The following is a 21,640-nucleotide window of genomic DNA, read 5'->3' on the forward strand; positions in this document are numbered from 1 at the left end:
TTACTGCACGCCGCCTTCGTTGCCTTCGCCATCCCATTGACGGTCATCGCGCCCGTCATTCGGCAGTTCGCCCTTCTCGATCTTGCCGTCATTGTTCTTGTCGAGCATCGCGAAAAGCTTCTTTTCGCGGCCGATGATGTCATCCGATGTCAGCGTGCCGTCGCCCTTGCTGTCGTAACGGGCGATGATGCGCCTGGCCATGCGTTCGAAGCGCGCCTTCTCCAGCGCGTCGGCGAGTTGAGCGACAGTCAGCTTGCCGCCATTGTCAGCGACAAGCTTCTTGAGCCGCGCGTCCATGACATCAGAGAACTGGTCGAAGGTGATTTTGCCGTCATTGTCCTTCATCGCCTTGTCGAGCCGCATCATGGTGCGCTCACGCACGTTGGCGCTGTCGAGGTTCTCGGCGTAGGCCGCGCCGCCGACGGCTCCGGCCAGGGCGATGTAGGCAAGTGCGAGCTTGGTTGTCTTTCTCATGGTTTCTCCTGTTGCATCGTCACCCCCGATGCGGCCGAACGGTCGTTGGTCACGACCCTCCGGCACGAAGCAGAAGGTCGAAATCCTTCCTGACCTTTTGCGACGTCTCCTTGAGATGTGCTTCCAGCACACCGAAATCCGGCAGGTCGGTGACCGCCAAAAGCAGATCCGAAAGCCCCGGCGGAACGTCGTCACGTTCGAACGGTCCGGTAAGGCACAGCCGCGTCATCTGGGTCAGTGCCAGATAAAGGGCGTAAGCCTCGCCAAGGTCCTGCCGGATCACGGCATTGGCGAAACGGGGCGTCAGACGAGACAGGATCTCGGCCGTACCGGTGGCGCGTGGCCCGGCCTCGACCTGCCCAGTGATGACAGCCACCTGGGCGATGAATTCGAGATCGATCAGACCGCCCGGTATGAGCTTAATGTCCCACAGGTCGCGGGGCGGTTTTTCCTGCTGAATCATGGCGCGCATGTCGGAAGCTTCGGTTTTCACCTTCGCCGCGTCGCGTGGCTGACCGAGCAGCGCGGCGACCTCCGCTTCAACCTCGGCGCAGAGGCCGGCGTCGCCGGCAATCGGCCGCGCCCGCGACAGCGCCATGTGTTCCCAGGTCCAGGCTTCCTGGCGCTGGTATTTCTTGAAGGCATCGATATGGGTGGCGACCGGTCCCTTGTTGCCGGACGGCCGCAAACGCAGGTCGAGCTCATAAAGCACCCCTTCCGCCGTCGGCGCCGATACCGCGGATATCAGCCGCTGCGTCATGCGGGTGTAGTAATGCGACGGCGCCAGCGGCTTTTCACCATCGGAGTCCTCGGCGTCCGCGTCGTGATCGTAAAGCAGGATGAGATCGACATCCGATCCGGCCGTCAATTCGCGGCTGCCGAGCTTGCCCATGCCGAGCAGCGAAACCACGCCACCGGCGATCGTGCCGTGGCGCACCGCGAATTCGGCGATCACCGCTTGCAACGCCGCCGCAATGGTCAGGTCCGCAAGATCGGAGAAAGCGCGGCCGGCGCGGGCCGGGTCGATCGAGCCCGCGAGCAGCCGCACACCGATGAGGAATTTCTGTTCGGAAGCAAATATGCGTAAGCGGTCGAGCACGTCCTCATAGGCCCTGTCGCCCTCGAGGAAGGCGGAAAGCCGCCCCGAGAGATAGGCGCGGTCTGGCAGCTCGGTCAGCAATGCCGGGTCGAGCAAGCCGTCGAAGACATGCGGCCGGCGAGTGATGATGGCCGCCAGCCTTGGTGCCGCGCCCATGATCGTCGCCATCAGCTTGAGCAGTGCGGGATTCGACTGCAGCAGCGAAAACAGCTGGATGCCGGCCGGCAGGCCGGCGAGGAACTCGTCGAAACGGACCAGCGCCTCGTCGGCCCGGCGCGTCTGGCCAAAGGCCTTGAGCAGTGCCGGCGTCAGTTCCGTCAGCCGCTCGCGCGCCTCCGCCGACTGGGTGACGCGATAGCGGCCGAAATGCCAGCCGCGGATGACACGGCAGATATCGCTCGGCCGCTGAAAGCCGAGGCCGTGCAGGGTCTGCAGCGTGTCCGGGTCGTCGACGTCACCGGTGAAGACCAGGTTGCCGATGCCGGCCGAAAGCTCGGGCGCGGTTTCGAACAGCGCCGCATAGTGGCGCTCGACCTGCTGCAGCGAGGCACGGAAGGCCCCGGCGAACGCGGCGGCGTCGGCGAAGCCCAGCATGCGGGCGATGCGCTCCAGCCCTTCATCGTCTTCCGGCAGCGTGTGCGTCTGCTCGTCGGCCACCATCTGGATGGCGTGTTCGACCCGGCGCAGGAACCAGTACTGGAGGGCGAGTGCGTCTCTTGCGTCTGAAGTGATCCAGCCTCGGGCCGCGAGCTGACCGAGCATCGGCACGGTTTCGCGGCCGCGCAGCTCCGGAAAGCGGCCGCCGGCGATGAGCTGCTGGGTCTGGACGAAGAACTCGATCTCGCGGATGCCGCCGCGCCCGAGCTTGACGTTGTGCCCCTTCACCGCGATCTCGCCATGGCCCTTATGGGCATGAATCTGGCGCTTGATCGAATGGACGTCGGCAATCGCCGCGTAATCCATGTATTTGCGCCAGATATAGGGCTGGAGCTCCTTGAGGAAGGCATCGCCCGCGGCGAGATCGCCGGCCACCGGGCGCGCCTTGATCATCGCGGCGCGTTCCCAGTTCTGGCCACGCGCTTCGTAGTAGCGAAGCGCGGCTTCAACCGGGATAGCCAGCGGGGTGGAACCGGGATCGGGACGCAATCTCAGATCGGTGCGGAAGACATAGCCGTGCTCGGTGCGGTCCTGCAGGATGCGAACCAGTCGGCGCGTCAGGCGTGAGAACAGGTCGGTGGCGTCGAGAGGATCGACCACGGCGGGTGCCTCCGGATCGAAGAACACGACGAGGTCGATGTCGGAGGAGAAGTTCAGCTCATGCGCGCCGAGCTTGCCCATGCCGAGCAGGATCCAGCCCGATCGATGCGACGGGTTGTCGAGGTCGGGCAGCTTGAGCTTGCCCTGGCCATGCGCGTCACGCAGCAGGAAATCGACTGCCGCGCGGGTGCAGGCGTCGGCGAGATCGCTCAACCGCCTTACGGTCAGCGAGGTTTCGGCCTCGCCCGAAAGATCGGCGAGCGCGATCAGGAAATGCGCCTCGGCCTTGTGCCGGCGCAGCTCCATCATCAGGCCGGATTCCGAGACCGTTTCGGCCAGCGGCGCCTGGTCGATCGCGGCGGTGATCGCCTTCAGACGGGCCTCTATCGGCAGGTCGAACAGCCCGTCCAGGATTTGCGGCCGGCGCCGCGCCGTATCGCGCAGGAATGGCGAAAGGTCGAAGACAGCGGCGAGGAGATCCTGCGCCTTCCCTTTGCCGGCCAGGAATTTGGCCACCCGTGTCAGCCCCTCTTCGCGCGCTGCGTCCGCGATTTCGGCCAGCTCCTGACGTGCCCGGGCTTCGTCGAGCGGGACAAGCGGGGTTTCCAGGCTGAGCAGCCAGTCTGTCTTGCTCCGCTTGGCAACGGCCGCCATCAGTGATCCTCGCGTGTCGGGAAACTCATGACCACGGATAGTCCTGGATTGCCAGGCAGCAGGTCAAGCCGGCCGTAATGGAATGTCATGACCGCCTTGGCGAGACTGAGGCCAAGGCCGGAACCAGGCTGCGAACGGCTCTTCTCCAGCCGCACGAAGCGCTCCGTCGCCCGGGCGCGATCGGCGTCGTCGGGAATGCCCTGGCCATTGTCCGTGACAGAAAGCCTGATCTCGCCATGCGTGCGTTCGAGCTTTACACGGACCGCCGGCTTGGACGTCGAATCGGTCGAGTACTTGATCGCATTGTCGACGATGTTGGAGAGCGCCTGGCCGATCAGCTCGCGGTTGCCGTCGACGACAAAAGCACCATTCACCTCGGCGTCCAGCGAAACGCCAGCCTCCTCGGCCACCGGCTCATAGAGTTCGACGACATCACGGACGGCCACCGCCAGATCGACGCGGCTGGTGTGCTCGGAAGAATAGCCCGCCTCCAGGCGGGAGATCATCAGGATGGCGTTGAAGGTCTTTATCAACTGGTCGGACTCGGCGATGGTGCCTTCCAGCGCCTGTCGATAGTCCGATGTCTTCTGCTTGCCGGAAAGCGTCGCTTCGGCCCGGTTGCGCAGCCGGGTCAGCGGCGTCTTGAGGTCATGCGCGATGTTGTCGGAAACCTGCTTGAGGCCTTCGTTGAGCGTGGCGATCCTGGCCAGCATGGCGTTGAGGTTTTCCGAAAGCCGATCGAACTCGTCGCCGGCGCCGGTTACCGGCAGCCGGCCGGAGAGATCCCCGCCCATGATGCGCCGGCTTGCCTCCGATACGCCATCGATACGCTTCAGCGCCGCGCGGCCGACAAAGAACCAGATCAGGATGCCACCCAGGGCCATCATGCCGAGCGCCAGCATCAGCGAACGGCGGATGACGGCACGGAACCGCTCTGGTTCCCCGAGATCGCGGCCGACCAGCATGATCATCTGGTTCGGCAGCCGCAGCACCAGGGCAATGGCGTTGTGGCCCTTCTCGCCCTGCGCTTGCGTGTCGCTCTGGTCGGGTTGTGCGGTCCCCTTTTCGGTAGGCAAGTTGCGTAGACGATCGAGTTCTCCCTCGCCAAAGCGCTGATAGGAAAAAGGGCTGGTGGTCCAGCCTTCGTTTTCGAGAACGCCCGGCTCGAGGCTCTGCACGTTACCGGTCAGGATCTGGCCGTTGGCATCGGCGATCAGATAGAGATTGGCGCCGGGCTGCCGCGAGCGGGCCTCGACCACGCGGACCAATACCGGAAGGCCGCCGCGCTGATAGGCGCGGGCAAGGCCGAGCACCTCGTCGTTGATGGTCTCCTGCGTCTGCCCGGTCAGCATGCGCGCCGAGAGCGAAGTCATATAGAGGACGAGCAGCACCGCGCAGAGCGCGAAGAGCAAGAGATAGAGCGCCGAAAGCCGCGCGGCCGTCGTCTTCATGATGGCGGGCACGGAAAGCGCCATGCCGCCGCCTAGCCGCCCTTCAGCATGTAGCCGGCGCCGCGAACGGTATGCAGGATCGGCTTGTCGAAGCCCTTTTCGATCTTGCCGCGCAGCCGGGAGACGTGGACGTCGATGACATTGGTCTGCGGATCGAAATGATAGTCCCAGACATTTTCGAGCAGCATCGTGCGCGTCACAACCTGGCCGGCATGGCGCATGAGATATTCGAGGAGGCGGAATTCGCGTGGCTGGAGCGTGATCTCACGGCCCGCCCGGCGGACAGAATGCGATAGCCTGTCGAGTTCAAGATCGCCAACCCGGTAGACGGTCTCGGCCTCCTTGGCGCTGGCGCGTCGGTTGAGCACCTCGACACGAGCCAGAAGTTCGGAAAAGGCATAGGGTTTGGTCAGGTAATCGTCACCGCCGGCGCGCAGGCCGGTGACCCGGTCATCGACTTCGCCCAGCGCCGAAAGGATGAGCACCGGCGTCGTGTTGCCCCTGGAGCGGAGGGCGGCAATAACCGACAGGCCGTCGCGGCGCGGCATCATCCGATCGATGACCATCACATCGTAGTCACCCGCATCGGCAAGCGCGAAGCCGGTCTCGCCGTCACCCGCAACATGCGCGGTATGACCGGCTTCGGTGAAGGCTTTCTGCAGATAATCCGCAGCCTCGCGATCGTCTTCTATGACGAGAATCTTCATAGGGCCGTTATACGCGATTTCGCTTGAAGGTTGAGTAGCCGGCATCTGCATTTTAGCCTTTGCCAAAGCGCATCGCGATCAAGACGATCGAGAGCGTACGCGATAAAATCTTTGTTCCGTGGCGTCGTTAGGCCGGACATGCCAGTTCCAGGTCATGTCGTTACCTGCAACCCGGGACCAACCGGCATCGGGCACGAGGGCCTGAGTGGGAAGCCAGATGCGGGCGCGGCAGCGGGCGATGGGAAGCCCGCTGCCGCTGAAGGAGAGCGCGATGACTGACTAACGGGCTCTCCTTCTTACTTTCCCATGCGGCGACTCGGGGGTGTTGAAACCGCCGCATTGGAAAAGTCGTCTCAGCCCTTGGCCACCGGCACCGCGACGAAGCGGTTGTTGTCGTCACGGGTGATCTGCATCAGCACCGCCTTGCGTCCGGATTTGACCGCATCGGCCATGGCCTTGGTGACGTCTTCGGTGCCATTGACCTCCGCCGAGTTGACCGCGGTGATGACGTCGCCCGGCTGGATGCCGCGATCGGCGGCGGCGCTGTCGGGGTCGACGTCTGTCACCACCAGACCCTTGCCGTTTTCAGACTTGGTGACGGTGAGACCGAGATCGGCCAGCGTGTCAGGCTTTGCCGGAGCGGCAGGCTGCTGTTGCTGGTCGTTCGAGGCCTGCTTGTCGCTCGCCGGCAGTTTGCCGAGATCGACCTTGACCGTCTGGCTCTTGCCGTCGCGCCAGACCGTGACATCAACAGACTTGCCGGGCGAATAGGCGCCGATCAGGCGGGCGAGCTCCTTCGGCGACGCAACGTCCTTGCCGTCGACCTGGGTGATCACGTCGCCGGCTGATATGCCGGCCTTCTTGCCGGGGCCGTCGTCCTGGGCGCTCGAAACCAGCGCGCCGTTGTTGGACTTCAGGCCGAGCGATTCGGCGATGTCGGAGGTGACCGGCTGGATTTCGACGCCCAGCCAGCCGCGCTGCACCGCACCGCTCTTCATCAGGTCCCCGACGACCTGCTTGGCGGTCGAGGCCGGAATGTCGAAGGCGATGCCGACGCTGCCGCCGGAGGGCGAGAAGATGGCGGTGTTGATGCCGACCACCTGGCCGTTGAGGTTGAAGGTCGGGCCACCTGAATTGCCGCGGTTGACCGAGGCGTCGATCTGGAGGAAATCGTCATAGGGGCCGGCGCCGATATCGCGGCCGCGCGCCGAGACGATGCCGGCGGTGACGGTGCCGCCGAGACCGAACGGATTGCCGACAGCCACGACCCAGTCACCGACACGAACCTTGGAATCGTCGGCGAAGTCGACATAGGTGAACTTGCCGCCACCATCGACCTTGAGCACGGCGAGATCGGTGCGCGGATCGGTGCCGACCAGCTTGGCGTCGAGTTCCTTGCCGTCATTGGTCACAACGGTGAAGGCGGTGCCCTCTTCGACGACGTGGTTGTTGGTGACGAGGTAACCGTCTTCGGAGATGAAGAAGCCGGAGCCCTGCGCTACCGGGCGCGGCTCGCCGTTGTTGCGGTCGCGATGTCCGAAGCGACGATGATCTTCGTCGTTCTGGCCGCCCTGGTCACCAAAGCCGCGGAATTCCTTAAAGAAACGACGCAGCTGCGGATTGTTGGGAAGATTGTCGAGGCCGTCCTGATCGTCGGAGCCATCATCGGCGGTCGGCTGGATCTTGGCCTTGACCTTGACGCTGACCACGGCTGGCGACACACGCTCCACGACATCGGCGAAGCTCGGAACCTGCGGGGCCTCGACGCGCACGGCGTCAGCGAGAACGGGGCTGGTTCCGCTGGTCAGCGCGCCAACGCCGATCGCACCGGCGACCGCGATAGACGCGGCAGCAGCCAGAAGACGCTTGCGTGTGCGAAAATATGAATCGGGGGCAATGTTCATGGATCTCTTATCCTCTTTCAAGCGGACGCGCCTTGATCGGCATCCTCAAGGAACGAGAATTAGGGAAGCGCACATTACGACGCCATTTCCGGCACATGAAACTTTGGTAATGTTGGTGGGCGACGGCAGCCGTCAGTCGCGGCGGAGGATCGCGTCCAGTGCGGCCTGCTCTTCGACCGAAAGCGCTGCCGTTGCCGGAAGCCGGCGCGACCGCGCACTGAGCACTATAAACACGCCCCCGGCCAGAAGCAGGAGAACCGGCGTGCCCCACAGCAGCGCGTTGCGCAGATCGAAGCGTGGCTTCAGCAGCACGAACTCGCCGTAACGCGAAACCACATAATCCATCACCTGCCGGTCGGTATCGCCCGCGACAAGGCGTTGTCGCACCAGGATACGCAGGTCCCTGGCAAGGTCCGCGTCGGATTCGTCGATCGACTGGTTCTGGCAGACCATGCAGCGCAGGCCTTCCGACAGCGCCCGCGCCCGCGCCTCGAGTGCCGGGTCGGCCAGCATCTCGTCGGGCTTCACCGCCATTGCCGTTCCGGCGAAGAACAATGCCAGCAACAGGACTATCGACGTCACCGAAAGCCTTGCCCTCATGGCAGGCCCGCCGGCGCCACCGCCTGCTTGCGACGGCGCGAAGGCGCGCCGACCCGCAGGCGCCTGTCCATCAGCGACATCGCCGCACCCGCCATCATCACCAAGCCGCCGCCCCAGATCAGCGTTACCAGCGGCTTCCACCACAGACGCACCACGACCGAGCCGTCCTTGCCCTCGTCGCCGAGCGAAATGTAGAGCTGGGAAAGGCCAAGAGTCTTGATGCCGGACTCCGTCGTCGTCATCTGCCGCACCCGATAGAAGCGCTTGGCGGAGCTGACTTCGCCGACAGGGCTGCCGCTGACGCCGATCAGCTCGAAACGCCCGCGATCCTCGCTGTAGTTCGGTCCCTGCGCAGGATAGAGCCCGACGAACCGCACCGTGCGGCCGGAGATTTCGACGGTTTCACCAGCATGCATGGACAGGATCTTCTCCGTCCCGAAGCAGAGCGTGCCAACAATGCCGAGCACGGTCAGGCCGAGGCCAAGATGCGCGAAAGCAGTCCCGAAGACCGAGCGTGGCAAACCAACCAGACGCCTGACCATTGTCGGCGCGGCGACATTGCCGACCCCCGCCTTGGTGGCGAGGTCGGTCAGCGCGCCAAGGATCAGCCAGACGCCGAGGCCGACGCCAAGCGCGGCAAGCACCGAAGCGCCGTCGATGAACAGGACCGTAACCAGTGTCGCAAGAAGTGCGGCCGCGAACGCGGCCATCAGCCGCTGCGCAACGCCGAAGACATCGCCGCGCTTCCAGGCCAGCAGCGGCCCAAAGGGAACCATCACGAGCAGCGGCACCATCAGCGGCGCGAAGGTAAGGTTGAAGAACGGCGCTCCGACCGAAATCTTGTCGGCCGAAAAAGCCTCGACCGCCAGCGGATAGAGCGTGCCGACGAGCACCGTGGCGGTCGCCGTGGTCAGGAACAGATTGTTGAGGACGAGCGCGCCTTCGCGCGAAACCGGGTGAAACAGACCGCCTGCCGTCAGCTTCGAGGCGCGCAGCGCAAACAGCGCCAGCGAGCCACCGATGAACAGCGTCAGGATGCACAGGATAAAGACGCCGCGCGTCGGATCGGTGGCAAAGGCATGGACGGAAGTCAGGACGCCCGAACGCACCAGGAAGGTGCCGAGCAGCGACAGCGAGAAGGTGAGGATGGCGAGCAACAGCGTCCAGATCTTCAACGCCGAGCGCTTTTCCATGACGATGGCCGAATGCAGCAGCGCGGTGCCCGCCAGCCACGGCATGAAGGAAGCGTTCTCGACCGGATCCCAGAACCAGAAACCGCCCCAGCCGAGTTCGTAATAGGCCCAGTACGATCCCATGGCGATGCCGCCGGTCAGGAACATCCAGGCGACCAGCGTCCATGGCCGCACCCAGCGCGCCCAGGAGGCATCGATGCGACCCTCGATGAGGGCGGCGACCGAGAAGGAAAAGCAGATCGAGAAGCCGACATAACCGAGATAGAGCATCGGCGGGTGAATGGCGAGGCCAAGATCCTGCAGGATCGGGTTGAGATCGCGGCCTTCGATGGGCGCCGGATTGAGCCGGATGAAGGGATTGGAGGTCACCAGGATGAACAGGAAGAAGGCAGCGCCAATAGTGCCCTGCACGGCGAGCACATTGGCGCGCAGCGTCGCCGGCAAGTTGGAGCCGAAAGCGGCGACAAGCGCGCCGAAGAAGGTCAGGATCAGCACCCAGAGCAGCATCGAACCTTCGTGATTGCCCCAGGTTCCAGTGATCTTGTAGATCAGCGGCTGCAGCGAATGCGAGTTCTCCCAGACGTTCGCCAGGGAAAAATCAGAGCTTGCATAGGCGCTCGCAAGGGCAGCGAAGGACAGCGCCGTCAACGCGAAACCGGTCACCGCGACCGGACCGCCGACCGCCATCAGGCGCTGGTTGTTCAGCCTCGCGCCAAACAGCGGCACGATCGTCTGCACCAGTGAAAGCGCGAACGCCAGAACCAAGGCGAAATGTCCGGTTTCAACCATTCGCGCGGCTCACACTTGCTCTTCCGCCAGAGTTACTCACTCTTGCTCTCCTGCCAGACGCCCTTGGCCTTCAGGCCGTCGGCTACTTCCTTGGGCATATAGCGCTCGTCGTGCTTGGCCAGAACGCTGTCGGCGACAAAGACGCCGTCGGGGCCGAAGGTACCCTCGGTGATGACACCCTGCTCTTCGCGGAAAAGGTCGGGCAAGATGCCGGTATAAGTCACCTTGACCGATTTGTGGGTGTCGGTGACCGAAAAGGCAACCGTTGCGCCCTGACCGCGCTGGATGGTGCCTTTTTCGACCAAACCGCCGAGCCTGATGCGCTGGCCCGGCTGAACGCTGGCGGTGGTCAGATCGGCCGGCATGTAGAAATAGGACGCCTTCTGGCCAAGCGCATAGAAGGTCAGCCCGGTGGCGGCACCCAGAAAAACCAATCCGCCCGCGATGACCGACAATCGTTTCTGCTTGCGCGTCATACCCAATTCTACTCCGTCGCCGTCAAGCCGAGCGAGGCGGCAAAGGCGGTGAATTTCTTGGCTTCGTCACTATCGGCGCCAAAGACCGCGATGGCGCGGCCCAGCGCATCGCGCGCCTGATCGGCCTTGCCCAGCACGACATAGGAACGAACCAGCCGCATCCATCCTTCCGGGTCGCGCGGATTTTGACGAAGTTTGTCGTCCAGGCCGGCGACCATGGTGTTGATCATGGCTTCCCTGTCCTGCTGCGACATGGAGGACGCCGCGTCGACATCGGCGGCATCGGGGCCTTTCACGGTCGTGCCGGAGGCGACTTCCGGGCCGCCGGATTTGGCCAGCGCCTGTTCGACAGCGCCGCGCCACGGCGAATCCGGCGGCAGTGTACCAAGCATAGCCTGCCAGGCCGCGGCCGCTTCCTTGCCACGGCCCTCCTGCGCCAGTGCCATGGCCAGATAGAAACCGGCTTTCGCATTGGCCGGGTCAAGCTTCAAGGCCGCCTCGAAGGCATCCTGGGCATCGGCCGAAACAATGCCGCCCGCCGCACCGGCGATCGCCTCGCCGAGACCGGCCTGACGGACAGCGCTGTCGCCGTCCAGGCGAATGGCGTTGCGGTAGGCCGCCGCGGCGTCGGCAAAGCGCTGCATACGCAGATAGACCGGCGCCAGCACGTCCCAGCCCCTGCCGTCGGAAGGATTGGCGGCAAGATGGGCCTCGGCGCGCGCCACCAGCTCATCGACCGAACTGTCGGCGGGGTTCTTGGCCAACCGCTCACTGAGCGGCTGCGACGGCAGGTCAGGCGAGCCGATCTGACTGTAGAGCCCCCAACTGACCAACGGAACCGCCAGCACCGCAACGGTCGCGACAAGCCGTACGGTGCCCGATGACCTGCCGGACGCCTTGGCCGCCATATCCGCGTTGCCCAGGCGAAGGATGCGGCGGGCGATCTCGGCGCGCGCCTCGGCCGCTTCAGCGGGCCCGATCAAACCGCGCCCGGCATCGCGGTCGAGTTCGGACAGTTGATCGCGATAGACTTCCAGATCGTGATCGCCACTCGATGATGCGCCCTTGGAGGCACCAGCCAACGGCAAAAGCACCGCCAGGCTGGCGCCCAGCGTGAGAATTGCGGCTATGACCCAGAACAGCATGGTTCTTCCAATAACGGCAGAGCCCTGCCCTGCCAACACAGGCATCCTGCGACGCTTTGACGGCACGCGCCGAATGTCGCGATCGAAATCCACCGGCCGGATCGCAACGAGACCCGGCTGGCTAGGTCAATGGCGTCCAACTGCCGTCGGCATTGCGGCAGGCTGTTCCGTGCGCCGTGACGCTGGCGCCGCCCGTGAACACCGTCTGCGTGTATTGGCGGCAATCCTGCGAACCGACGCGGTAAGGCTGGGCAGGGACGACCTCGCCATAGCGTGAGGCCTGATCGCCCTTCCAGGTCACCTTCTGGCCGCTGGTGTTGTATTCGAGCGCCTTGTATTCGGCCTCGAGCGCGCTGCGCTTCTCCGTGTCGCTCAGACCGTTGCCGATCGACCCGCCAATGAGGCCGCCGCCCATGGCGGAGATGATCGACTTGGTAACGACCTTGCCGCCGGCCGGAGGCGTCGAGGCCGGTGTCGCCGCCACGGTCGGACCCTTGCCGCTCAAGGTGGTGCAGCCCGACACGGCCAGCAATGCGGAAACAAGCGCGACGCGAATCTTCATGCCAACAACCGGTTTTCTTGAGTTGGAGCCTGCCATGGATGCGCCGGGGGCCGCGTCATCGGAGAAGTAGGCGTCGCCATAGTGTTGATATTTGTCGGAAATTTGGCCACTGGCGGCTGCTCTGGGGTCAATCGATATGCCGCCACAAGATGCGCCTTCCATTGCTGCCGATTGGCCTGGGTAGCATTACTGCAGGCTCCGCAATCGCACCGTCGCCTTCAGTCCGCCCATGCCGGACCGCTCGAGTGCCAGGACGCCTCCATACTCGTTGACGAGATCGGCGACAATGGCAAGGCCCAGGCCCGTCCCAGGCTTGGTCTCATCGAGGCGCCGCCCTCGCTTCAGCGCTTCACGGGCCCTATCCTCGGGAATCCCCGGTCCGTCGTCCTCGATGCTGATCTCAAACAGGCTCTCATCCTTGCCGGCCAAGGGCACGACCGAGATCGCGACAGCACTCCTTGCCCATTTCACCGCATTTTCGAGAAGATTGCCAAGCAGTTCCTCGAGGTCCTCGCGTTCGCCGGCAAAGACGATCTCGGTGGCCGGCAGCGACAGCGACAGGCTGGTCCGCGGGTTCAGCTTCTGCAAAACGCGCACCATGCGCTGCACCAGCGGTGCCACCGGCGTGCGATAGACGACGCTGTCGCGCTGCGCCGCGACGCGGGCACGCTGCAGGTAATGGTCGATCTGCTTTTGCATGGAGGCGGCCTGCTCGGCGATCAACTGTCCCTTGGCGCCGCCAAGCGCCCGGCCCTCGTTGAGCAGAACGGCAAGCGGTGTCTTCAGGGAATGGGCGAGGTTGCCGACCTGGGTGCGCGAGCGCTCGACGATGCGTTTGTTATTTTCTATCAAGGCGTTGGTTTCGTTGGCTAACGGTTCGATCTCGGCCGGGAAACGGCCGTCGAGCCTCTGTGCGGTGCCCTCGCGCACCATGGCGAGTGCGTTCCGGACCCTGCGCAATGGCTGCAGCCCGAGCAGGATGGCGATGGCGTTGATGGCGATCATGCCGATGCCGAACAGGCTGAGATAGGTCAGCAGGCGGCGCTGGAACGTTCCTATTTCCTGCTCCAACTCGGTCTTGTTGCCCATGACGCGGAAGCGCGCGGCGCGGTTCTTCGCGTCGAGAACGAATTCGCTCTCGAACACGACCAGCTCCTCGCCATTGATGCCTTGCGCGGCATAGCTGCGCTGGAAATTGGCGTTGAAGGGAACATCCGCCACGTCCGGCGACGGGATGGTCCGGGTCATGGACGACGAGTGAAGATCGCCATGCACGCCTTCCGAGGCGGGCTCGACGGACCAGTACCAGCCCGAATTCGGTTCCGAGAAACGGAGATCGCCAAGATCGGGGGAGCCGGTCAACGCGCCGCTGTCGGAGATGCCGATGGAGCCGATCAGGTTGAACAGATGCGCCGACAACAGGCTGTCGAAGCCCCGCTCGCTGGCCTGTCGGTAGAGCGTTGTGATCAGGGTGAAGATGACGACCAGGGTCAGGATCGCCCACACGGTGGAGAAGGCGATGACGCGGAACGTCAGCGAGCGCGGCCACGCGCGCAGCGAGAGCCGTCTGCCCACGGCCGGGTTGGTGGGGAGCGGTTCCGCCTTACGCCTCCGGCTCGCGCATGCGGTAGCCCATGCCGCGTACGGTTTCGATCATGTCGATGCCCATCTTCTTGCGCAATCGTCCGACAAAGACCTCGATGGTGTTGGAATCGCGGTCGAAGTCCTGGTCGTAGAGATGCTCAACCAGTTCGGTGCGCGAAACGACCTCGCCCATGTGGTGCATCAGATAGGCAAGCAGCCGGAATTCGTGCGAGGTCAATTTCAGCGGCACGCCGTTGACATCGGCCTTCGAAGCCTTGGTGTCGAGACGCAGCGGCCCGCAGGTCAGTTCCGACGAGGCGTGGCCGGCCGCACGGCGGATCAGGGCCCTGACGCGCGCCAGCACCTCCTCTATGTGGAACGGCTTGGTGACGTAGTCGTCGGCGCCGGCGTCGATGCCGGAGACCTTGTCGCTCCAGCGGTCACGCGCGGTCAGGATCAGCACCGGCATCTTGCGGCCGCCGCGACGCCAGCGCTCGACCACGCTGATGCCGTCCATCTGCGGCAGGCCGATGTCGAGCACAACGGCATCGTAAGGCTCTGTGTCGCCGAGGAAATGGCCCTCCTCGCCGTCGAAGGCACGATCGACGACATAGCCGGCATCGACCAGCGCATCCGAGATCTGCCGGTTGAGATCCTTGTCATCCTCGACGACGAGTACGCGCATACGGGGACCAATGCCTGTTGATTGAAGATTTCAGATATAGGCCGATTCCGCCGGCCTGGGAAACGGAGGGAAGAGCGGTCAGTTCTGCGGAACGACGATTTCGGAGCGGCGCGGACGTTGTCCGTCCTTGCCGGGCACGAGCACGACGATGACGCAGACCGGCTGGCCGCCACGCGTCGATGCCGAAGCCTTGGCGAGCGTTCCGCCATTCTGCTGAGCCACCTGCTGACCGATCGCATAGCAGTCGGATGCAGCCAGGACGATCGGGCTGGCCTGGTCGGGCTCGATGACCGGTATCGCCATTGCCTGCGACGCAAACAGCCCGGCGGCACTAAGCGCCAGGGTCGCGGTTCGGAAATGGGAGCGAAGCGTTTTCATGACCCGCGTTGTAACGCATCGGTGCTGAACGTGAAATGAACAGTGAACGGCCCTGAAACCATGCTCGCCACACCCCTGCAACGCGAGACAGACATCTTGGATTTCACCGCCCCCCAGTGAAACCCGCGAAAGCTCAGTCTAGACTCCGTTTCGGTGATATTGAAAGTGCGTCAGGCGTTTTCCTGCGTCAGCGCACGGAATCGCAGCAGGCCATGGTGGACAAGGAGTTCCTCATCGTAACGCGCCTCGCTGAATTCCAGCGACAGCCGCGTCTGGCCACGCGGGCCTATAACCAACACCGCTCCGGCAAGCCGCGCCTTGATGGCATCCATGATCGCCCGGGTCTCGGCCTCGCCATGCGCCTTCGACCAGACATGCAGCGTGATCAGCTGGTCGTCGTTGTTCTCGGCGCCGGTGTCCCAGTCAAAGGCAGAAGTCTGGCCTGAAGTCACATAGGGAAAGGCGACGTTGTCGGTTGCCCGCTCGAGCAGTCCGGCGCCGCCCAGCAGCGCCGACAGCGACGCATCGCTTTTCAATCTTAGAAACAGGGCCTGCTGCAAATCGCCGGGCGCGGTCATCGTCCATTTCCTCAAGCCGTTGCGCCACCGACAATGCTTTTCCAAAGCCTGCCCATGTCCGCATCCCTTCTCAGATATAGCGGTTCGCCACGCGAAGACGATGGCGATTCGTCATCGGAATCATGAACGCCGATGATCTCGAAAATGCGACTTGCCGACAATCTCGTCGGCCGGCGCGGTAGAGCCAAATTGACCATGAGCTTGCCTCCGATTGTCTGGTCACGCGATCTTGCCCCATATAGGCTGGTCCATACGACGGAATGTTCCTTGCCGGCTTGGCCGGACAGAGGGGCATGTTCCCGATTTCCGGAGCTGATCATGCTCGATCCAGAAAAGGCCAGGGCCGCGTCACGTCTGCTGGTAGGCCATTGGGACAATGGCACCCATCTCGACGCCATACCCGAGGAACTGCGGCCGAAAACGCGCACCGAAGGTTACGCCATCCAGTCGCATGTCATGGAGCGTTCGGCGGCCCCGCTTTTCGGCTGGAAGATCGCGGCAACCAGCCTGGCCGGTCAAAGGCATATCAACGTCGACGGCCCGATGGCCGGGCGTCTGCTCGCCGAAAAAGCGGTCGAGGTCGGCGGGATCGTCTCGCTGGCGACGAGCAAGATGCGGGTCGCCGAGGTCGAATTCGCGTTCCGTTTCGGCCGCCAGATCCCACCTCGCGCCGCACCTTATGAAATCGCTGACGTGATGGACGCCGTGGCGACCCTGCATCCGGCGATCGAAATACCGGACTCACGATATGATGATTTCTGCGCTGTCGGCGCGCCGCAGCTGATCGCGGACAATGCCTGCGCCAATCTGTTTGTCATCGGCCAGCCTGCCGAAGACGATTGGCGCGACGTGAACCTGGCGGACTACCCGGTGACCGGTCTCGTTTCGGGTAAGTCGCGGCACGACGGAACGGGCGCAGCTGTATTGGGCGACCCGCGCATCGCCCTGACATGGCTGGTCAATGAGCTATCGGGACTTCGCATAGCGCTCCAGCCGGGGCAGGTGGTGATCACGGGAACTTGCGTGACACCGATCAGCGTCGCCGCCGGTGACGAAGTCATTGGCGATTTGGGCAGGTTCGGCAACGTCTCGGTGCGGTTCGTCTAGACCGGCTTGCTCCCCCGGTTCAGCCCGACCACGACGCTCCTCACCGCCAGAACCAGCACGGTGATGATGATCAAAATCACCGACAGTGCGGCGATCGCCGGGTCGATGTTGTCGCGTAGTCCCATCCACATCAGGCGCGGCAGCGTGATGGCGTTGACCGAGGTGATGAACAAAGTGACGCCGATCTCTTCCCAGGACAGCACGAAGGACAGCAGCGCCGCGGTGACGATGCCGAATTTGATGTTGGGCATGATGACGCGCGTGGCGCGCGCCCAGACACTTGCGCCAAGCCCCCGCGCGGCAAGGTCGATGCGTCGGTCTAGCTGGCTGAGCGAGACCAGGATCAGCACCGTCGCGAACGGCACCGTCATCACCGAATGCGCCATGGCAACGCCGAGCCAGGTATCGTAGCCGAAGAAGGAACTGACGCCCGAGATCGAGGTGAGCAGGAAGTAGAGCGTGACCGCCGAAACCACCGGTGGCACCACCATCGGCAACAGCACGAAGCCGACGAGGGTCGCGGTGAAGCGCGGCTGGAACATCCAGACGCCGAGGCTGAAGCAGAGCGCCAGCACAGTTGAAATGGCGCTGCTGACGATGCCGATGCGGATCGAAAGCAGGATCGACTGGAGCCAGCGCGGATCCTCGATCAACGATCGGTAGTGGCGCAACGACAATTCGCCCGTCGGCATCGCCAGCATGCGGCTCGGCGTCAGCGACACGGGAATGACGGCCAGCAGCGGCAACAGCAGGAACAGCGCCACCAGGGCGGCGATAACCAGCGAGACAGGACCGGGGCGATAAGTCGGCATCAGATCAGCTGCTTCGGTCTGACATAACGAAACAAGAGCGCCATCAGCGCGCCGACGAACAGTACCAGCACGACGCTGATCGCAGCCCCCAGCCCCCAGTCCGGGCTCTGGAATATCCTGAGATAGATCAGTTCGGCGATCATGACGCTGCGCCCGCCACCGAGAATCGCCGGCGTGACGAAGAAACCGAGCGAGAAGACGAACACGATCATAGCGGAGCCGATAATGCCGGAGCGCGTCATCGGCACGAACACCGTCCAGAAGGTGCGCATGCGGCTGGAGCCGAGGCCGCGCGCGGCGAGCAGAACACGCTCGTCAAGGCTGCGCATGGCCGAAGCCAGCGGAAAGACGGCGAAAGGAATGAGGAAATGCGTCATGCCGACAATGACGCCGAATTCGTTGCGTACCAAAGTCAGCGGTTCGGAGATAAAACCGATCGACTGCAGCCAGGTGTTGATCAGGCCGCGATTGGACAGCAGCGCCACCCAGCCGAAGGCGCGTGTCAGCACCGAGATCCAGAACGGCACCAGGATGCAGAATTCGGCGATGAGGCGCTGCGCCGGGCTGCCGCGAACCCAGACGACCGTAATAGCATAGGCGGCGGCGACCGACACAATAGTGACGATCGCGGCGATGCGCAGCGTGCGGATGAACACCGACTGGACCAGATCGTCGGTGAGCAATGCCTCGTACTGACCAAGCCCAGGCGTCGGCAAGGTGAAGCTCCACTTCACCACGCCGAGAAATGGCCAGGCATAGGCGAGGCCGAGAAAAAGGAGCAGCGGCGCCATCAACAGCGCCGCGCCCATCCTGTCAGAGAGAACGCCTCTCATGTCAGATCAGCATCGCCGCCGGTCAGGCGGAGATGATCTTGGTGTATTCGTCGAGCGCCGGCCCATAGTTCTTGGCGTACCAGTCCATGTCGAGCGGGATCTGCTTCTTCATGTTCTCGGGATCGACGGGGTTGATGCGCTTCTTGTCGGCGGGGATCAGCGCGTCGGCCGCCGGATTGGCCGGACCCTGGCCAAGCTTGTCGAACATGACGAGCTGCTTTTCCGGATCCTGGGCGCTGGCGATGAACTTCATCGCCGCATCCTTGCCGCCGGGGTTGTTCTTGAGCACGGCCAGCGCGCCGGGCGAGATCAGGCCCTGGTCCCAGATGAACTTGATCTTGCCGCCGGAATCCTGCTCGATCAGCGAGGCGCGCGTCGACCAGACGATCGCCATCGAGGCTTCGCCATTGAGCAGCACGCTCTGGCTCTCAGCGCCGCCGCCCCAATAGGCGACGACGTTTTCCTTGAAGGCCGATATCTTGTCATGCGCACGTTTTAGGTCGAGCGGGTAGAGCGAAGCCGGCGCGATGCCGTCGGCCAAAAGGGCCGCTTCCCAGCTCGACACGCCCCATTTGTAGAGCGAACGCTTGCCCGGGAATTTCTTCACATCGAAGAAATCGGCCATGCCAGTCGGTGCATCCTTGCCGTATTTCTCGGAATCGTAGGCGATGACATAGGAGAAGAAATAGGTCGAGGCGGCATAGTCCCAGCCGAAGCCCGGCCGCATCTTCTTTTTGTCGACGATGTTGTAGTCGATCGGCTCGAGCATGCCTTGCGCGCCGAGCGTAATGGCCGAGAACGGGTCGACATCGACCAGGTCCCAGGTCGGGGCGCCGCTCTTGGATTGCGCGGCGATCGCGCCTTCGGTCGGGCCCGAGCCGTCCATCTTGACGGTGATGCCGGTGTCCTTGGTGAAGGCCTGGCCATAGGCCGCGTCGTAGGCCGTGATGGCATCGCCGCCCCAGTTGACCAGCACAAGTTCCTTCGCTGCGGCAAAGGCACCGGTCGAGCGCAGCAGCATCGGCGTGCCGGCGAGCACGAGGGCAGCGAGTTGCGCGAACTGCCGACGCGAGATCTCGCCGCGTCTCGTCCTTTCGGACAGCGTTTCGATGGCCTGTTTCTTGGTGTCGTTCATGTCAGTTCCCCTTTGTTTTCGTTGATTTTGATTCCGGAAGCCGGTGCGGCTGATCAGGCCGCGCCGGCGCTCATTGTCCTCCGTCCGGAAGGAGGAAACCCTTTTCCGCCGGCCATGTCAGCCACACGGAATTGCCCTTGCTGAGCGCCGCCGCCGCGACCTCGTTGGGCACCGAGACGGTGACTTTGGCACCTTGGCGCGTGGTGAGGTCGAGCTTGGTCGCCGCCCCCAGATAGGTCGAGGCGATTGCCGTCGCGGCAATGCCGTTCTCTCCGGCGGCAGCCTCGCGCGCTACCGACATGTGTTCGGGCCGGATCGCCAGGATGGCGTCGCCACGCACCTTCTCAGCCTTGCAGTGGATACTTACCGCGCGGTCCTCACAGAGGCCGGTCGAGCCGTTGTCGACAGGCCTAACCCCCTTCAGCGGCAGCATGTTGATCTCACCGAGGAACTCGGCGACGAAGCGATTGTCCGGCCGGTCGTAGACCTCGTCCGGCGCGCCGACCTGCAGCAGTTTGCCATGATTGAAGATGGCGACGCGCGAAGACAGCGCCAGCGCCTCGCTCTGGTCGTGGGTAACGAAGACGAAGGTGGTGCCGGTCTCCTGGTGCAGGCGCTTCATCTCTGCCTGCATCTGGCCGCGCAGGCTCTTGTCCAGCGCCGAAAACGGTTCGTCGAGCAGGAGCACGCCCGGCTCGAACACCAGCGCCCGGGCCAGCGCGACGCGCTGCTGCTGGCCACCGGAAAGCTGCGAGGGCAATTTCTTCTCGTGGCCGACCAGACCGACGCGCTCGATCATCTCGCCGACACGCTTCCTGATCTCGGCGGCCGATTTCTTGCGGACCTTGAGCGGGAAGGCGATGTTGGCCTCGACGCTCATATGCGGAAAGAGCGCATAGCCCTGGAACACCATGCCGGCGGCACGCTGCTCGGCCGGGCGGTCGGTGATATCGGCGCCGTCGCTGAAAAGCCTGCCCTCGCTCGGCTGCACGAAGCCGGCCAGGATCATCAGGAAGGTGGTCTTGCCGGAGCCGGAGGGCCCAAGCAGCGTCAGGAATTCGCCGCGGCCTATGTCGAGCGTCAGATTGTCCAGCGCACGGAACGAGCCGAAGCTCTTGCCGATCCCGATTGCCTTGATCTCTGCGGCCCGGCCGGGTTGCTGCATCCTGCCTCTATCCTTACCGTTGAGCCAAATCGTAGGCAGGGCGGAAGCTCACCGCAACCGAATAGTTTTCGCCTGATCGGCAAATTTCATTCATCTATGGCGGGCTGACGCCACGCTGCCCCTCAATAAGGCTGAATGCGGTTCTCGGAGAGAGTCGACCTCAGCCATCCCGCGAACGCTTCCAGGACCGGGTGCGAGGCCTTTGCGTGTTCGGAGACCAGAAAATAGGAGCGCGGCGATTTGATCGCGATGTCGAAAGGCCTGACCAGACGGCCTTCGCTCAGCGCACGGCGGCTGGTCAGTTCGTCACCCATGGCGATCCCCTGCCCGGCAATCGCCGCCGAGAAGACGAGGTTCATGTCGGAAAAGAAGATGCCGCCTTCGGTGTCCGGGTTTTCGACCTTGGACAGCGCCAGCCAGCGTGCCCAATCCTCGGTGTCGTCGAGATGGAGCAGATTGGCGCGCAGCACGTCCGCCGGCCGGGAAAAGCCGCCGACCTTGTTGAGCAGCGTCGGGCTGCAGAGCGGCGTGAACGAGATTTCGCACAACAGCTCGGCCATGCGGTTCGGCCAGTTGCCCACGCCGAACGCGATGAAGGCGTCTGCGTCGGCATTGCTGACATCGTCGAGCCGTCGGGGCGTCAGGATGCGCAGCGCGACATCGGGGTACATCTGCCGGAACTCGCCGATGTGGGTGCACAGGAACAGCGAGGCGAAGCCCGGTGTACAGGAGATGGCGAACGAGCCGCCGACGCCAGTGCCGGCATCGCGCGTCACCGCGTCACCCAGCACGGTCAGCGCCTTGCGCACGTCGCTGGCATAGCGCTGCCCACGCGGGGTGAGCGCCACCCCCTTGCCGATCCGCTCCAGCAGATCGAAGCCGAGATCTCGCTCGAGCAGCCGCAATTGGTGGCTCACCGCGCTGCGGGTCAGGTGCAGTTCGTCGGCGGCGCGCCAGACGCTGCCATGCCTGGCGAAACTGTCGAGCGCGCGTAGCGCCTGTGTCGATGGAATTCTCAAGAGGTGAACCGAATTTGCATGAACCAGGAAAAC

The 21,640-nt window shown here is 63.8% G+C and carries 20 protein-coding genes; 1 reads left to right on the forward strand and 19 read right to left on the reverse strand.

Translation table 11 applies throughout. The features are described from left to right. The 14 genes from MESAU_RS24020 to MESAU_RS24085 all read right to left on the reverse strand — a co-directional run bounded on the left by MESAU_RS24020 (position 1) and on the right by MESAU_RS24085 (position 15,536). Positions 1-474, reverse strand: a complete 474-nt coding sequence (locus MESAU_RS24020; protein WP_015318616.1) for an EF-hand domain-containing protein — start codon at positions 472-474, stop codon at positions 1-3. 49 nt (positions 475-523) lie between these two features. Continuing rightward, complete coding sequence (locus MESAU_RS24025) at positions 524-3,484, reverse strand: bifunctional [glutamine synthetase] adenylyltransferase/[glutamine synthetase]-adenylyl-L-tyrosine phosphorylase (RefSeq protein ID WP_015318617.1); 2,961 nt, start codon at positions 3,482-3,484, stop codon at positions 524-526. After that, positions 3,484-4,959: an ATP-binding protein gene (locus MESAU_RS24030; RefSeq protein WP_015318618.1), complete on the reverse strand. Its 1,476-nt coding sequence runs from the start codon at positions 4,957-4,959 to the stop codon at positions 3,484-3,486. Before MESAU_RS24030 ends, MESAU_RS24025 begins: the two co-directional genes overlap by 1 nt. An 8-nt stretch (positions 4,960-4,967) precedes the next feature. After that, entirely contained in the window at positions 4,968-5,642 is a 675-nt protein-coding gene (locus MESAU_RS24035) for a response regulator transcription factor (protein ID WP_041163488.1), read from the reverse strand. A 353-nt stretch (positions 5,643-5,995) separates the two neighbouring features. Continuing rightward, on the reverse strand, positions 5,996-7,546 hold the full coding sequence (locus MESAU_RS24040; RefSeq protein ID WP_015318620.1) for a Do family serine endopeptidase: 1,551 nt from the start codon (positions 7,544-7,546) through the stop codon (positions 5,996-5,998). 132 nt (positions 7,547-7,678) lie between these two features. Next, complete coding sequence (locus MESAU_RS24045) at positions 7,679-8,146, reverse strand: cytochrome c-type biogenesis protein (protein ID WP_015318621.1); 468 nt, start codon at positions 8,144-8,146, stop codon at positions 7,679-7,681. After that, complete coding sequence (locus MESAU_RS24050) at positions 8,143-10,128, reverse strand: heme lyase CcmF/NrfE family subunit (RefSeq protein WP_015318622.1); 1,986 nt, start codon at positions 10,126-10,128, stop codon at positions 8,143-8,145. Before MESAU_RS24050 ends, MESAU_RS24045 begins: the two co-directional genes overlap by 4 nt. Positions 10,129-10,160: 32 nt before the next feature. After that, a complete protein-coding gene (ccmE, locus tag MESAU_RS24055) occupies positions 10,161-10,604 on the reverse strand; it encodes a cytochrome c maturation protein CcmE (RefSeq protein ID WP_015318623.1) in 444 nt (147 codons plus the stop codon). 8 nt (positions 10,605-10,612) lie between these two features. Further along, positions 10,613-11,749, reverse strand: a complete 1,137-nt coding sequence (gene ccmI / locus MESAU_RS24060; protein WP_015318624.1) for a c-type cytochrome biogenesis protein CcmI — start codon at positions 11,747-11,749, stop codon at positions 10,613-10,615. Between the two features lie 121 nt (positions 11,750-11,870). Continuing rightward, positions 11,871-12,311 carry a hypothetical protein gene (locus tag MESAU_RS24065; RefSeq protein ID WP_041163489.1) on the reverse strand — a complete coding sequence of 147 codons (441 nt, stop codon included), beginning with the start codon at positions 12,309-12,311 and terminating at the stop codon, positions 11,871-11,873. 186 nt (positions 12,312-12,497) lie between these two features. After that, positions 12,498-13,886 carry an ATP-binding protein gene (locus MESAU_RS24070; protein WP_015318626.1) on the reverse strand — a complete coding sequence of 463 codons (1,389 nt, stop codon included), beginning with the start codon at positions 13,884-13,886 and terminating at the stop codon, positions 12,498-12,500. A 28-nt stretch (positions 13,887-13,914) separates the two neighbouring features. Next, the gene (locus MESAU_RS24075) at positions 13,915-14,580 is read right to left on the reverse strand and encodes a response regulator transcription factor (protein ID WP_015318627.1); all 666 of its coding nucleotides are present in this window, start codon (positions 14,578-14,580) and stop codon (positions 13,915-13,917) included. Between the two features lie 78 nt (positions 14,581-14,658). Further along, positions 14,659-14,958 (reverse strand): hypothetical protein, encoded by a 300-nt coding sequence (locus MESAU_RS24080; protein ID WP_015318628.1) that lies wholly within the window; start codon positions 14,956-14,958, stop codon positions 14,659-14,661. Positions 14,959-15,128: 170 nt separating this feature from the next. After that, a complete protein-coding gene (locus MESAU_RS24085) occupies positions 15,129-15,536 on the reverse strand; it encodes a DUF3168 domain-containing protein (RefSeq protein WP_015318629.1) in 408 nt (135 codons plus the stop codon). A 318-nt stretch (positions 15,537-15,854) separates the two neighbouring features. Here MESAU_RS24085 and MESAU_RS24095 point away from each other — a divergent pair, with 318 nt between their 5' ends. Next, a complete protein-coding gene (locus MESAU_RS24095; protein WP_015318630.1) occupies positions 15,855-16,643 on the forward strand; it encodes a 2-keto-4-pentenoate hydratase in 789 nt (262 codons plus the stop codon). Here MESAU_RS24095 and MESAU_RS24100 read toward each other — a convergent pair. The 5 genes from MESAU_RS24100 to MESAU_RS24120 all read right to left on the reverse strand — a co-directional run bounded on the left by MESAU_RS24100 (position 16,640) and on the right by MESAU_RS24120 (position 21,607). Continuing rightward, complete coding sequence (locus MESAU_RS24100) at positions 16,640-17,455, reverse strand: ABC transporter permease (RefSeq protein WP_015318631.1); 816 nt, start codon at positions 17,453-17,455, stop codon at positions 16,640-16,642. The two genes, MESAU_RS24095 and MESAU_RS24100, sit on opposite strands and share 4 nt — an antisense overlap. Then, positions 17,455-18,288, reverse strand: a complete 834-nt coding sequence (locus MESAU_RS24105; RefSeq protein ID WP_015318632.1) for an ABC transporter permease — start codon at positions 18,286-18,288, stop codon at positions 17,455-17,457. The genes MESAU_RS24100 and MESAU_RS24105 overlap by 1 nt, the downstream gene beginning before the upstream one ends. Before the next feature lie 22 nt (positions 18,289-18,310). Then, a complete protein-coding gene (locus MESAU_RS24110; protein ID WP_015318633.1) occupies positions 18,311-19,423 on the reverse strand; it encodes an ABC transporter substrate-binding protein in 1,113 nt (370 codons plus the stop codon). Positions 19,424-19,493: 70 nt separating this feature from the next. Next, positions 19,494-20,588 carry an ABC transporter ATP-binding protein gene (locus MESAU_RS24115; RefSeq protein ID WP_015318634.1) on the reverse strand — a complete coding sequence of 365 codons (1,095 nt, stop codon included), beginning with the start codon at positions 20,586-20,588 and terminating at the stop codon, positions 19,494-19,496. Positions 20,589-20,710: 122 nt separating this feature from the next. Continuing rightward, the gene (locus MESAU_RS24120; protein WP_015318635.1) at positions 20,711-21,607 is read right to left on the reverse strand and encodes a LysR substrate-binding domain-containing protein; all 897 of its coding nucleotides are present in this window, start codon (positions 21,605-21,607) and stop codon (positions 20,711-20,713) included. Positions 21,608-21,640 lie beyond the last annotated feature (33 nt).

The sequence above is a fragment of the Mesorhizobium australicum WSM2073 genome (assembly GCF_000230995.2).
Taxonomy (GTDB): Bacteria; Pseudomonadota; Alphaproteobacteria; order Rhizobiales; family Rhizobiaceae; genus Mesorhizobium; species Mesorhizobium australicum.